General features: G+C 69.3%; 14 protein-coding genes. 8 read left to right on the forward strand and 6 right to left on the reverse strand.

The features are described from left to right. Positions 1-76 precede the first annotated feature (76 nt). Genes C3B71_RS11205 through C3B71_RS11215 form a run of 3 tightly spaced genes read left to right on the forward strand, consistent with a single transcriptional unit; the run spans position 77 to position 2,793 of the window. The gene (locus tag C3B71_RS11205; protein ID WP_146752359.1) at positions 77-979 is read left to right on the forward strand and encodes a sensor histidine kinase; all 903 of its coding nucleotides are present in this window, start codon (positions 77-79) and stop codon (positions 977-979) included. Then, on the forward strand, positions 972-1,640 hold the full coding sequence (locus C3B71_RS11210; protein ID WP_073328766.1) for a response regulator: 669 nt from the start codon (positions 972-974) through the stop codon (positions 1,638-1,640). The genes C3B71_RS11205 and C3B71_RS11210 overlap by 8 nt, the downstream gene beginning before the upstream one ends. 34 nt (positions 1,641-1,674) lie before the next feature. After that, positions 1,675-2,793 (forward strand): 1,4-dihydroxy-2-naphthoyl-CoA synthase, encoded by a 1,119-nt coding sequence (locus C3B71_RS11215; protein ID WP_108968099.1) that lies wholly within the window; start codon positions 1,675-1,677, stop codon positions 2,791-2,793. Here the strand turns inward: C3B71_RS11215 and C3B71_RS11220 are convergent. Beyond that, positions 2,784-3,329: a hypothetical protein gene (locus tag C3B71_RS11220; RefSeq protein ID WP_108968101.1), complete on the reverse strand. Its 546-nt coding sequence runs from the start codon at positions 3,327-3,329 to the stop codon at positions 2,784-2,786. The genes C3B71_RS11215 and C3B71_RS11220 overlap by 10 nt on opposite strands. A 179-nt stretch (positions 3,330-3,508) precedes the next feature. On the opposite strand from C3B71_RS11220, the gene C3B71_RS11225 reads away from it, so the two are divergent. Beyond that, positions 3,509-4,096 (forward strand): YagU family protein, encoded by a 588-nt coding sequence (locus tag C3B71_RS11225; protein ID WP_108968103.1) that lies wholly within the window; start codon positions 3,509-3,511, stop codon positions 4,094-4,096. A gap of 73 nt (positions 4,097-4,169) precedes the next feature. Here C3B71_RS11225 and C3B71_RS11230 read toward each other — a convergent pair whose 3' ends face one another. The 4 genes from C3B71_RS11230 to C3B71_RS11245 all read right to left on the reverse strand — a co-directional run bounded on the left by C3B71_RS11230 (position 4,170) and on the right by C3B71_RS11245 (position 8,747). Then, the gene (locus C3B71_RS11230; protein ID WP_108968105.1) at positions 4,170-5,084 is read right to left on the reverse strand and encodes an ABC transporter ATP-binding protein; all 915 of its coding nucleotides are present in this window, start codon (positions 5,082-5,084) and stop codon (positions 4,170-4,172) included. A gap of 3 nt (positions 5,085-5,087) precedes the next feature. Further along, positions 5,088-6,164, reverse strand: a complete 1,077-nt coding sequence (locus C3B71_RS11235; RefSeq protein WP_108968107.1) for an ABC transporter permease — start codon at positions 6,162-6,164, stop codon at positions 5,088-5,090. Further along, a complete protein-coding gene (locus tag C3B71_RS11240; protein WP_108968110.1) occupies positions 6,161-7,339 on the reverse strand; it encodes an ABC transporter substrate-binding protein in 1,179 nt (392 codons plus the stop codon). Before C3B71_RS11240 ends, C3B71_RS11235 begins: the two co-directional genes overlap by 4 nt. A gap of 412 nt (positions 7,340-7,751) precedes the next feature. Next, the gene (locus tag C3B71_RS11245; protein WP_108968112.1) at positions 7,752-8,747 is read right to left on the reverse strand and encodes a 1,4-dihydroxy-2-naphthoate polyprenyltransferase; all 996 of its coding nucleotides are present in this window, start codon (positions 8,745-8,747) and stop codon (positions 7,752-7,754) included. 234 nt (positions 8,748-8,981) lie between these two features. Between C3B71_RS11245 and C3B71_RS11250 the strand changes: the two genes are divergently transcribed. The 4 genes from C3B71_RS11250 to C3B71_RS11265 all read left to right on the forward strand — a co-directional run bounded on the left by C3B71_RS11250 (position 8,982) and on the right by C3B71_RS11265 (position 11,292). Beyond that, on the forward strand, positions 8,982-9,443 hold the full coding sequence (locus C3B71_RS11250) for a MerR family transcriptional regulator (protein ID WP_073328743.1): 462 nt from the start codon (positions 8,982-8,984) through the stop codon (positions 9,441-9,443). Beyond that, complete coding sequence (locus C3B71_RS11255) at positions 9,440-9,886, forward strand: carboxymuconolactone decarboxylase family protein (protein ID WP_073328740.1); 447 nt, start codon at positions 9,440-9,442, stop codon at positions 9,884-9,886. Before C3B71_RS11250 ends, C3B71_RS11255 begins: the two co-directional genes overlap by 4 nt. A 163-nt stretch (positions 9,887-10,049) precedes the next feature. Then, positions 10,050-10,595: a zinc ribbon domain-containing protein gene (locus C3B71_RS11260; RefSeq protein ID WP_073328738.1), complete on the forward strand. Its 546-nt coding sequence runs from the start codon at positions 10,050-10,052 to the stop codon at positions 10,593-10,595. Between the two features lie 139 nt (positions 10,596-10,734). Further along, positions 10,735-11,292 (forward strand): mycothiol transferase, encoded by a 558-nt coding sequence (locus C3B71_RS11265; protein ID WP_108968114.1) that lies wholly within the window; start codon positions 10,735-10,737, stop codon positions 11,290-11,292. A 67-nt stretch (positions 11,293-11,359) separates the two neighbouring features. On the opposite strand, the gene C3B71_RS11270 is transcribed toward C3B71_RS11265, so the two are convergent. Next, a complete protein-coding gene (locus C3B71_RS11270) occupies positions 11,360-12,607 on the reverse strand; it encodes an N-acetylglucosamine-6-phosphate deacetylase (protein ID WP_108969855.1) in 1,248 nt (415 codons plus the stop codon). Positions 12,608-12,762 lie beyond the last annotated feature (155 nt).

Consider the following 12,762-nt stretch of genomic DNA (forward strand, 5'->3'; position numbering starts at 1 on the left):
ACTCTGACCATCGCTCTGTTATTACCTATTACCCGGAGTCCATCTTCTGTGGGCGTCTGTCCTCACATATGTCGTCGTGACCGACCTCATCACCTACAGCCATTTCCCAGCAGCAGCCAGTATCTTTTTAATCTTCTATGCGGCCCAGTCTCCTTGGACGACTCCCGCGGAACTCCTCACTCCCATGGCACTCTGGGCCGTCATCTGCGCCGGTGTGGGGCTGTTACTTCAATGGGTTGGCGGGCGAATGAATGCACTTGAGCGGGAGGCCAAGGCCTCTCGCGAGGCCGCCGATGCGCTCAACCGCCAACTGCGCCGTGACATCGCCGACACCCTGCACGACGACCTCGCCGCGGACCTGACTCACCTACTGATCCTGACCCGCCAGCTGCGCGAGGCGGCCCCGGAGCACGAGTCCGAAGCAGCCGCCGTCGAGGCGAACGCGCGCAAGTCCCTCGGTCACCTGCGCGCGCTCATCGACAACCTCGCGACATCCCCGCATTCCCAGGTCGAAGAACCTACCATCCCCGAACTCGTCGCCACCAGCAGGAAAGCACTCGCGCAGCGGTCCATCACCCTTGATGCGGACTTGGACAATACCGAACGTCTTCTCCCGCGGTACGGGCCCGAAGCCAGCCGATTGCTCGCGGCACTCATTCGCGAGTGCACCGTCAATGCCCTGAAGTACAGTGACGACGGCGATCTGCTCTCGCTGGTAGTCGAACCGGTCGAGAAGCACCTGGCGATCACCTTCACCGCGCCCTGGCGTGACCGCGAGGTCCCCGCCGAACTGCACGGCGGACACGGCCTAGCCACCTTGACGAGCCGCTTCGAGAAGGCCGGTGGCGAGCTCGTCGCCAGTAGGGTAGGTGAGTCTTGGACCGTCCTGGCAACCATCCCGATCGCCCCGGCACCTGATCACCCAGGAACGACCCACTCCACCGAACTAACGGAACGCACTGGAGCGTCCCATGTCTGAGGTAACCCCACCGCTGCGGATCCTGATCGTGGACGACGATCCGCTCATCCGCACCGTATTCGCCGAGCAGATCGATGCGCAGCCGCCCGTCGCCGTCGTCGCCACCGCCGCGGATGGAATGACCGCGCTGGACCTGCTCAGCCGCGGCAATCTGGAGATCGACGTGGCCCTCGTCGACATCGACATGCCCGGGCTGAGCGGCCCCCACACCGCGCGCGCCATCATTCAGAACCATCCCGGCATCGCCGTCGTCATGTTCACCGTATTTCGGCGGGAGGACTCCCTCAGAGATGCCCTAGCCGAGGGAGTCAGCGGGTTCATCACCAAGGACGAGCCACCGGAGGCGGTCGCCTATGCCCTGGTTCGTGCCGCCCGGGGCGAGCCCGTCATGTCCACCCGCCCCACCGAGCTGCTCGTAGAGGCCTACCGGGTGCAGCAGGACCGGAGCGATGCCGTGCGGCAGGCGCAGGCCGCCGTCGAGAAGCTGCCGCCGCACCTCCAAGAGGTCCACGCCTGCCTGCTGAAGGGGTTGACCAACAAACGGATTGCGACTCGCCTGAACCTCTCACAGAACACGGTCCGCCTCTACGTGTCCGATGTGCTCCACGAGCTCGGCTACAACTCACGCACCGAACTCATGGCCGCCTACATCACCGGCTGACCAAGACGCCGTCTCCTCCCCTTACCCTGTGCGCATGAGCCAGTCGTCAACTGCCGAGCCGTCGCCCCACCCGCTGCCGCAGCGGGTCTCGGAGATCTTCGATCCTCTCCGCTGGCGCGACGTCGCCGGATTCGCCAACCGCGGCGACGGTCCGGGCGCACTCACCGACGTCACCTACCACCGCGGCTGCGAGCGCGACGCCAACGGCACGTGGCTGCGCGACCTGCCGGTGGTGCGGGTGGCCCTGGACCGGCCCGAGCTGCGCAACGCCTTCCGCCCACACACCGTCGACGAGCTGTACCGGGTGCTCGACCACGCACGCATGAGCGGCGACGTCGGCGCCGTCATCCTCACCGGCAACGGTCCCTCCCCCAAGGACGGCGGCTGGGGCTTCTGCTCCGGCGGCGACCAGCGGGTGCGCGGACGGGACGGCTACCTGTACGAAAAGAGCGACGACGACGCCGGGGCCACCTCCACTGCCGGGGCGGACGCCGGGACGTCACGCCCCGACGCCGTAGACGAGGCCGCCGCGGCCGCGCCCACCGACGACCACGACGCCGCCGTCGCCGCCCAGCGCGAGCGCCTGGACGCCGCCCGGGCCGGGCGATTGCACATCCTGGAGGTGCAGCGACTCATCCGCACCATGCCGAAGGTCGTCATCGCGGCCGTATCCGGCTGGGCGGCCGGCGGCGGACACTCCCTGAACGTGGTCTGCGACCTCTCGCTAGCCTCCGCCGAGCACGCCCGCTTCAAGCAGACCGACGCCGATGTGGGCTCCTTCGACGCCGGCTACGGCTCCGCCCTGCTCGCCCGGCAGGTCGGGGACAAGCGGGCCCGCGAGATCTTCTTCCTGGCCCGCACCTACGACGCCGCCACCGCCGAGCGCTGGGGCGTGGTCAACGAGGCCGTCCCCCACGTCGAGCTGGAGGAGCGGGCCCTGGAGTACGCGCGCATCGTGGCCGGCAAATCGCCGCAGGCGATCCGCATGCTCAAGTACGCCTTCAACCTGGCCGACGACGGCATGGCGGGCCAGCAGGTCTTCGCCGGGGAGGCCACCCGCCTGGCCTACATGACCGACGAGGCCGCCGAGGGGCGCGACGCCTTCCTCGAGCGCCGCGATCCGGATTGGTCGCCGTTCCCCTACTACTTCTGAGCGTCCGCGCCCGGTTCCGCGGCCACCTGGCGGCGTCTCTTGGCCGCGTCCGCACGCGCCCACTCACAGGCCGCCCATACCTGGTCCAGTCGGTCCTCTACCGCCTGACGTGCGACGGCGGGGTCGTCGTACTGCTTCATATTCTCCAGTCCGCGCACGCGTACGCGCCCAGACGAGGTGTAGTAAACGGCACGATGGTGAGGGCGTCTGGCCAGACGCCGCTTCTCGACAACGAGAAGTTCCTCGCGCCGCCGCGGCCAGGGCAGGTAATCCCTGGCGATGTGCATGCCGCGTTCAGTCACCTGCACGCTCCGGGGCGACAGCAGAAAGCGGTGGGCGCTGTACCAGGCGGCTCCAAGCGCCGCGAAGTAGCACAACAGTACGAAGGCCCCCGTGGCCGCCACGTCCACAATGACGAAGAGCGCGGAGAACATCACCGCCAGCCGCAGACCGCACACCAGAACGACCGCCAGGATGGCACTGACAACACCAAGCGCGGTTCCGCCGTGCTCATCGTTCCTTTGGTAGTAGATCACACCTTTACCCTATGCGCTTGCTGGAGTTGTGTTGACGAGTTCGACACCCACCTTCGCCGCCGGGTCGCTTGGACACCGGCGCTACGCCGTGAAATCGTTGGTCGACCCAGATGAGCGCGCCGCAAGCGCCTGCTCATCATCGCCGCGGCGACCCCGCCGCAATACCCGGAGGTTCCCACATGCCCGCCTGGATCACCCGCCTGCTCGGCTCGACCGAGCCCTCCCGCCGCCGCGTCGGCGTGGCCACACTCGTCGGTCTCATTGCCGGCACCTTCTCCGCCCTGGTCAAGTTCGGCTGGGAGGTGCCGTTCCCGCCGCGCACGCCCGGCATCCGCTCGGACACGAACCCGCCGCAGGCGATGCTGGAGTGGTTCGGCATGTCCCCGGAGACCTCGCACCTGACGATCACCTTCTCCAACAACGAGCTGCCGATCATGTCCTTCATCGTGCACTTCAGCTTCGCGATCGTCTTCGGCCTGATCTACTGCATCGCCGCCGAGTACTTCCCGCGGATCAAGCTGTGGCAGGGCGCCGTCTTCGGCGTATTCGTGTACGTGGGCGCGCACGTCATCGTCATGCCGCTGCTGGGCTGGGCGCCCACCCCCTTCCCTTGGATCGACGGCGCCCAGACCTGGTCGGAGCACTTCTCGGAGTTCTTCGGCCACATCGTGTGGATGTGGTCCATTGAAATCGTGCGCCGCGACCTGCGCAACCGCATCACCCACGAGCCCGACGCGGAGGTCGCCCTGGAGGCCGCCACCCGCTGAGCCCCTTCGCTTCCCGACGACGGCGCCCGCCCCGACTCTCCTGCCGGGGCGGGCGTCGTCTGTGCTACCCCGGTCAGCGGCCCAGGAGCGTCAGAATGTGGCGCCGCAACCGCTGGAACTCGGGGGCGGCCTCGTCACGCCCCAGCCCCTCGGGCACGCGAATGTCCTCCACCACGTGCGCGGGCCGCTCGGAGAGCACGATGACGCGGTTGGACAGGCGCAGTGCCTCCTCCACGTCGTGGGTGACCAGCACCGCGGTGAAGCCCTGCGAGGCCCACAGGGAGGCGATCTCGTCCTGCAGGGTCAGGCGGGTGAGCGCGTCGAGCTTGCCGAAGGGCTCATCCAGCAGGAATAGGCGCGGCCGGTTGACCAGGGCCCGGGCCAGGGCCGCGCGCTGCGCCATGCCGCCGGACAGGGTGGTCGGGTAGGCGTCGGCGAAGTCGCGCAGCCCCACCACCTGCAGCGCCGCCTCGACCCGCCGCGGCTCCAGGCGTCCGCGTGCCTGTGGCCCCAGGGCGACGTTCTCCCGCACCGTGCGCCAGGGCAGGAGCGTGGCGTCCTGAAAGGCCAGGGCCCGCTCGGGGGCGGTGCCGGTCACGGCCTCGCCGTCGACGACGACGCTGCCCTGGCTGGGAGTCTCCAGCCCCGCCAGCAGCCGCAGGATCGTGGACTTGCCGCAGCCGGACTGCCCCACCAGGGAGACGAACTCGCCCGGGGCGATGTCCAGGTCAATGTCATCCAGCACCGGCAACTGGTCCGGTTTGGCGGACTCGGCCTCATACCGGGCCCGGGCGGCGGGGGAAACCAGTCGCATGAGGGCCGGCACCCAGCCGTGGTCGACGTCGTGCCGCAGCGGGTAGTGGTGGCTGATGCCGGCCAGGCGCACCCGCGCTCCGCGCGACGCGGCGCCGGTGGTGGAGGTGCCCGCTGCGTCCGCCTGCGCCGGCGCAGAAGTCGTAGAAACGGTTGAGGGCGTCGAAGCAGTCATCGTTTACCACCTCACCAGGTCCTGCTGCCAGGCCAGCAGCGAGGAGCGCAGTTTGAACAGCAGAATCATCAACGCGCGGCAGAAGATGATGAGCACGGCCAGGCCCACGTACATGCGCGGGTAGTCGGCCCACCCCTTGACCCAGTTGATGTACCAGGCGAGTCCCTGATCGACGCCCACCAGCTCCGCGGTCATCAGCGCCGCCAGGCTCGTGCCCAGGCCCGTGAACAGTCCGGTGAGCATGTCGGGCAGGGCCGCCGGGATGGCGATGCGACGCACCAGGAAGGACTCGCTGGCGCCCAGCGTGCGGGCCACGTCTATGTAGGAGCGGGGCACCGCCCGCACGCCGGCGCGGGTCATGGTCGCCATGGGGAACCAGGCCCCGAAGGCGACGATGAAGGCGGCCGAGGCGTACGTCGTCGGCAGGATGAGCACCGCCAGCGGCAGCAGCGAGGCCGCGGGCACCGGCCCAATCGTCTGCAGCAGCGGGTGCAGCCAGTAGTCGGCCCGCCGCGACCAGCCCATGAGCAGGCCCGTGATGAAGCCCAACACCGACCCGACGGCATAGCCGGTCAGGAACAGCAGCGCGGAGGACCCCAGGCACCTCGCCAGCAGCGTCCAGTCACCGCGGAAGGCCTCGATGAGCACCTCCGGGGCGACGAAGTAGGGCGGGTCCAGCAGCCCGGACTTGACCGTGGTCAGCTGCCAGACGATGAACCACGCCCCGAAGAACACGATCCAGGGCAGCCGGTGGGCCAGTGCCCCCGCGGCGGGTGTGCCCGGGCGCGCCAGGGCCGCCGCCGTCCACAGGCCCAGCGCCACGATCCAGGCGCCGACCCCGGCGAGCAGCGGCGTCGTGCTGGCCGTGCGCGCGTCGGCGGCGTCGGGCACCGCCACGACGACGGCGGCATACAGGATCCAGACGGCAAGCGCCGCTCCGGCGAGACGGGTCAGGCGGGCACGTCGGCCCGCGGTCGCAGAGGGGCGGTCGGGCGGCGTCGCAGCAGTGCCGGCCGGGGCCAAGTCGTCGGCGGGAACGGGCTGCCCCGCCGCGACGCTCGTCCGGGGTGCGGCGCTCACCGGTTGATCCCCAGGTCCGCGTAGACGGTGTCGGCGAGCTCGGCGGCGGAGATGCTGGAGTCGATGTAGCCGGTGAGCTTGAAGTCCTCGATGCCCGGCTCGATGGCCTCGCGGAAGGCGGTGGCCGAGGCCTCCCAGCCGTAGGTCTCCAGCACCTGCTCCACCAGGGACTGGTCGGCGGCCACGTAGTTGTTGTCGACCTCGATCTTGGCGATCTCCTTGCGGTTGGCCTCGGAGGCGGCCAGGTAGTCCGAGCCCTTCAGCCACGCCTCGGTCAGTGCCTTGGCGTCGTCGGGCCGGTTGGCGACGAAGTCGCCGTTCAGGGCCACCGAGCAGCAGAAGGGCTCGGACTCGTTGGACTCGACCACGTGGGCGGTGCCGTTGAATACGGGCAGCAGCGGGGCCGGGTCGGAGCCCATGATGGCGTCGACGTCACCGTTGGTCAGGCGTGTGCCCAGGGAGTCCTCGTCGATGGTGGTCCAGGTGATGTCGCCGTGCTCGGGGTCCACGTCGATGCCGGCCTTGGCCAGGCCGATCGAGAAGTAGGCGAAGGCCGAGGAGGACAGTGAGGGAACGCCGATGGTGGCGCCCCTCAGGTCCGCGTAGGAGGAGATCGGGGAGTCGTTGTTGACCACGAGTTCCAGGCAGCCGGAGTGGAAGCCCGCGGTCAGCTTGGCGTTGATGCCGTTGTAGATGGGCTCCAGCCAGGAGAAGAAGATGCCGGGGGCGCCGATGTACTTCCCGGCGCTGAGGGCGTCCTTGGTGTCCTCGGTTCGCTGGGTGCGGGCGAGGGTGACGTTCAGGCCGGCGTCGTCGAAGTAGCCCTGGTGGTAGGCGGCGTACAGCGGGGCGGCGCAGATGTCGCCGCCGATGACCAGCGGCAGCTCCTCGGCGGCGCCGACGACGCCGGAGTTGGTGCGCCGCAGCGTGAGCCATGCGGCGCCGCCGGCCACGGCCGCGGCGGCGAGTCCGCCGACGGTGAGCAAGCGCCGCCGGGTAAGGCGCGAGGTTTTGGAGGACTCCGCGGCGTCGGTGTCGTCTGCGGCGAGGATGTCGGCGGCGTTCTCGGCGGTGACGTCGCCGGCCTGGGGATCAGGGGTGCCGCCGACCTGGGGTTCGGGGGGCGAGTCGGGCGTGTGCTCGGGGTTGTTGACGGGGTTGGAGGGAGTGGACATGGGGGTTCTCCTCAAGGCGCATCGACGTGATCGTTGCGCGGCTGCGGACGGAAATGGCGTTGTCCGAAAGGGAGGATCGCTGTCAGGCACAGGCGGACGGCGGCAGCAATGGCTCGTCCCAAGGTTTCCGCGGCGCTCGATCCAGGTCGGGTTTGCGCCCCGGCGGGGCCTCCGAATGATGCAGAAGTCGCGCGGAGTTGAGTTGGGGTTGAGTCGGGCTAGCGGCGGGCGTCGCGCCTCACGGACAGGGTCAGCGTGCCTGACAGCACCGACACATGCACACCTGACACATGACCGCGAGCGCCTGGGCGCTGCCAGCGGTCCGGGTCATCAGGTGAGTGTCAGCCATGTCCTGGACGCTAGCCCTCGCGATCCGAGCCGTGCAAACTGTCGGGCCGAACTCCGGCGGATCTCACACCAGCGCGACCAGGACGACGGCCAGGACGATGCCGTAGGCCAGCTCGTACAGACCGGCGTCGCGCAGCGCGGGGATCAGCGCCCGGCCGGTGGCCCCGGCCAGCACCGGCCGCAGCGTGCGCACGGCAGCAGCGGTGAGCACCACGAGCAGCACCGCGACGAGGGCGAGCAGCCTCCACACCGAGCCCGGCTCCGCGGCCCTCGCGGTAAGGTCGGCGCGCGCCCAGACCGGCACGAGGACGGCCATCACCACCGGGGTACACACCATGACGACGAAGGCCCGCCGCGCGCCGCGCTCCCCCAGGCGCACCGCCAGTGTGCGCTTGCCGTGCTGCGGATCGGTGTCGATGTCCCGCAGATTGTTGACCATCAGCAGGGAGCAGGCGATCAGGCCGATCCCGCTCGCGGCCAGCCACACCCACCCGGGCACGCTCCCGGCCTGCACGTACACGGTGCCGCCGGTGGCCATGAGCCCGAAGAAGATGAATACGAAGACCTCGCCGAGTCCCATGTAGCCGTATGGGTGGGAGCCGCCGGTGTAGAACCAGGCGGCCGCGACCGCGGCGGCGCCGGCTGCCACCAACCACCACTGGCCGGAGAGCGCCACGAGGGCCAGTCCGAACAACGCGCCGATGCCGAAACACCCGAAGGCCGCGTACTTCACGCGGCGCGGAGCGACCTGGCCGGAGGCGGTGAGCCGGGGCGGACCGGTACGGTCGTCATCGGTGCCGCGCACGCCATCGGAGTAGTCGTTGGCCAGATTGGAGCCGATCTGCAGCGCCAGGGCCACGCCCGCGGCCAGCAGGGTGCGCACCAGCGAGAAACCGCCCAGGGCCGCGGCGGCGCCGGCGCCGAGAATGACCGGGGCGACGGCAGCGGGCAGTGTGCGCAGGCGCACGACCTCCATCCAACTGGTGGCGGCCGGGCCCGTGGGGCTCTGACCGCCGCGCTGTGTGGATCGGTTGCCTTCCGATGCCTGCCGCTCGCTCATGGTTTCCTTTCTCCGGTACGGGCAGAGCCTACTCGCAGAGCAAGGTGTCACAATCTGCACCACTTTCCCACGCGGACCGCTCGCGCCACACTAGGAAAACCCCGTAATCACGCGGGTCAAGCGGTGACCTGCACCTACAGGGACGGGGAAAGTGGTGCATTTCGTGTCACCGCGTCGGCCGATCCGAGGCACCGCATTGTCTTAGAGCGCACTCGAAGTCCTAGCGTTCGAAGTATGGATGCGGAAGCCCTAGCACAAGCCCTGCGTCTTGCGGTCGACCCACCCGGCGGAGTCGGTATCGAAGCGCTGCAAGGCCTGGTCCGCGATGATCAAGCGGCGGACTGGGATATCGGTACGACCGCCCGGCACCTGCAGCTCAGCCCGCACACGCTCCGCTACTACGAGCGTGTTGGACTGGTCACCGTCACGCGCGACTCGGTCGGTCACCGGCGTTACACCCCGGCGACTATTCGTCGCTTAGTTTTTCTCGCTCGCATGCGGGCCTCGGGCCTGTCGATTGCCGATCTCCAGCGATACATCAAGCTGGTCGACGCGGGCCCCGAGACGATTCCCGCCCGCGTCGCTCTGCTCACCGGGCACCGCGACGCGCTGCGCCATCGAATCGCTCAACTGCAACTCGCGCTAGCGGCCACCGAATTCAAACTCGCCACCTACTCGGAAGGACCTCAGCCATGAACTCTACCCAGCACGACATCTCATCCACCGAGAACCTAGCTCGGCGACAGCATGGTCAAGACGTCTTGTACCGGATCGATGGAGACCAAGGCGGAGCCGTCATCGACTCGCTCGCCGACATCAACCCGGCGATGGGCCACCACATTGCCGCATTCGCCTTCGGAGACGTCTACGACCGGCCGGGCTTGGATGCGCGTAGCCGGCAGCTGGTAACCCTCGGGGTGCTGACGGCTCTGGGCGGCTGCGAGCCCCAGCTCAAAGTACACGTCGGCGCCGCCCTAAACGTCGGGATCACCCGCGAAGAGATCGCCGAAGTGATGCTGCACGCCGCCGTCTACTGCGGCTTCCCGAAAGCTCTCAACGCCACCTTCGCCGCCCGGGAGGTCTATACGTCTCTTGATCAGCCGCAGGATCCAACGGTCAATGCGGCAGATCGTCGCTGACGCTGCGTCCACCGGCACGAGTGGTCAGTATCCGGCACCGCCGCATCGATCTCGCCCTAGGATGCGGACCTCTGAGAGACTCGCATTACCTCCCGTTCCCGATTCGTGATTTTGTGGGCGGTCGGTTAGGGTGGGGCGTCCTTCCCCAAACGGAGGTCCTCGCATGACCAACAGCCCGAAACCCGACCAGCAGTCCCCGTACACGAACAACGGCGGACGGCCGCGCAGCTATGACGTGCCGACCTGGCGCAAGGTCGCCTACTACGGCGGGGCCGTGCTCCAGGGCGTGGGACTGGTCATGTTCTTCAGCGTCTTCTTTATCGGCTTCAGCGCCTTCTCCGGGATCGGTACTTCGGACACGGGCCAGGACATCGGCCGCATGTTCCGGTCCTTCCCCGTCTCACTCGTCGGTTTCATCCTGATCGGGATCGGCCAGTGGATCCGACGCGTCGGCAAGGAGGGACTGGCCGGCTCCGGCGTCGTGCTGTCGCCCCAGGGAGAGGCCCGCGACGCCGAACCGTGGAAGCGGTCGGAAGGCGCCCAGGATCAGATGCGGCTGGAGGAGGTTCCTACCCTGCAGACCGCACTCGGCGGCTCTTCTAAGCCGGCGGGCGCCCCGGCCGAGGTGGTCCGGCTGCGCTGCCGCTCCTGCGGATACCTGGAGACCGAGGACGCCACCTTCTGCTCCCAGTGCGGCCAACCGATCTGAGATCGCTCGGGGGCGGCCCGCAACTCTGCCCGCAAGCACACCGTCCGGTCCGGCCGCGCCCGCTACGAGTCAGAGCCCGGCCTGATTCCGTGGCACCGAGTCACTGGCCATAATCCCGGCCCGCCCCTACGGTGGGGGCATGAGCGAGCACACCGACTCCCCCACGAACGCCAATCCCTATCTCGGCCTGCTGGAGGCCTCACTGGATCGCTCCCGCGAGCGCTTCGACCGCGCCCTGAACGGGGTCACCGTGGAACAGGCGAACACTCAACCCACCCCGGAGCTCGCTCCGCGCATCGACTCCCTCAGCTGGCTGGCCTGGCACACCGCCCGCGAGATCGACATGCAGATCTCCGCCCTGGCGGGCACCGAAATGCTGTGGACCGCCGCCGGCTTCAAGGAGCGGTTCGCTCTGCCGCTGCCGGACGACACCGAGGACTGGCGCCACACACCGGCTCAGGCCGCGCTCGTGCGCGTGGCCGACCTGACGGTGCTGACCGACTACCTCGACGCCGCCTACGCCCTGGCGCGCGACTACCTGCGTTCTCTGTCGCCGCAGGCGCTTGAAGAGGTCATTGACCGGGCCTGGACGCCGCCGGTCACTCGCGGGGTGCGGCTGGCCTCGATCATCGACGACGCCGCCCAGCACTCCGGGCAGGCCGTCTACACCCACAGGCTCCTGGGGCTGCCCGGCTGACCAGCTCCCGCGGCCCCGACGGAGGGCGGCCCGAACCGGCACTAGCTGCACGCCGCCCGGCCCCGGGTCAGTCCACGACCTCACCGCGGCGGATCACGGTCACCGGGCGCAGGTCCGCGTCGGTGACCACGACGTCGGCCCATAGGCCGGGTTCCAGTGCGCCGATGGAGTCGTCACCGAGGATCTCGGCGCCCTGGCAGGAGGCGGCGAAGACGGCGTCGACCAGGTCAACCCCGCCGCGCCAGGTGGTGCGCACGACGTCGAGCAGGTGCGCCGTGCTGCCGGCCAGCGCCCCGCCCTCGGTCAGGCGGGCCACCCCGCCGGAAACCGTGACGGCCTGGGAGCCGAGCACGTAGTCGCCGTCGGGCACGCCGGCGGCGGCGAGCGCGTCGGTGATCAGCACGACGTTCTCCCGCCCCAGCGTCTCGAACATGTCGCGCACGATGGCGGGGTCCAGGTGGACGCCGTCACCGATCAGCTCCACGATGCACTCCCCGCCCGCGGCGGCGGCGAGGAACTCCGGCACGGGTCCGGGCTTGCGGTGGTGCATGGGGCGCATGCCGTTGAACAGGTGGGTGGCGGTGGCGCGGGCGGAGCGGACCGGAGCGCCGGCCTCAGCGCGTGCGGCGATACGGGCGGAGGCGTCGGCCAGGGCGGCGCGCACCGGGGCGGCCTCGGCATCGGTGTGCCCGAAGGAGGGCAACGCACCGCCGTCGATCAGCGCAGCGACCACGCCGTCGTCGCCGGTGATGTGCGGCTTCTCGGGGGCGATCGTCATGGTGGCCACGTGTCCGCGGCCGAGTGCGATCAGCTCGCGGGTGAGGGCGGCATCGGGGTCCGTGATGTAGGTGGGGTCCTGGGCGCCGCAGCGCTCGACGGACACGAATGGTCCCTCGAAGTGGATCCCGGCGAGTTCCCCGGCGTCGCACAGGTCGGCAAGTACTCGCGTGCGCGCCTTGAGCACCTCCGGGGCGGCGGTGACGCAGGAGGCGACCAGGCTGGTGGTGCCGTGCCGGCGGTGCTCGCGGACGGCGGTCATGGCCTGGGCAGGGGTTTCCGCGTTGGGGAAGGACTCGCCGCCGCCGCCGTGGCAGTGCACGTCCACCAGGCCGGGCAGCAGGTAGCCGCCCTCCGGAGCATTGTGAGCGGTGGCGAGCAGGTCCGCCCAGCCCGCCCGCGCAGCCTCCGTGGCCGGCCCCACCCAGGCGATGTGGCGTTCGGCGAGGACGACGACACCGTCGTCGATGATCTGCAGCGGGGTGACCACGCGCCCGCGAAGGGCAAAGGGCGCGCTCGGTGCCGCTTCGGCGGCCATGGTGCCAGAGGCAACTGTGGTGTGGCGCGCATTGGAGGAGGCCGACGCGGAGTCGGCGGGCATGGCGGCGTTGCTCATGCCGCGAGTCTATCGCACACACCCACGAACATCAGACGTCTGTTGTCTCACGGGGTTGGGGTGGATGAGATGACGAC

The sequence above is a fragment of the Actinomyces sp. Z16 genome (assembly GCF_003111765.1).
In the GTDB taxonomy this organism is placed as follows: domain Bacteria; phylum Actinomycetota; class Actinomycetes; order Actinomycetales; family Actinomycetaceae; genus Actinomyces; species Actinomyces glycerinitolerans.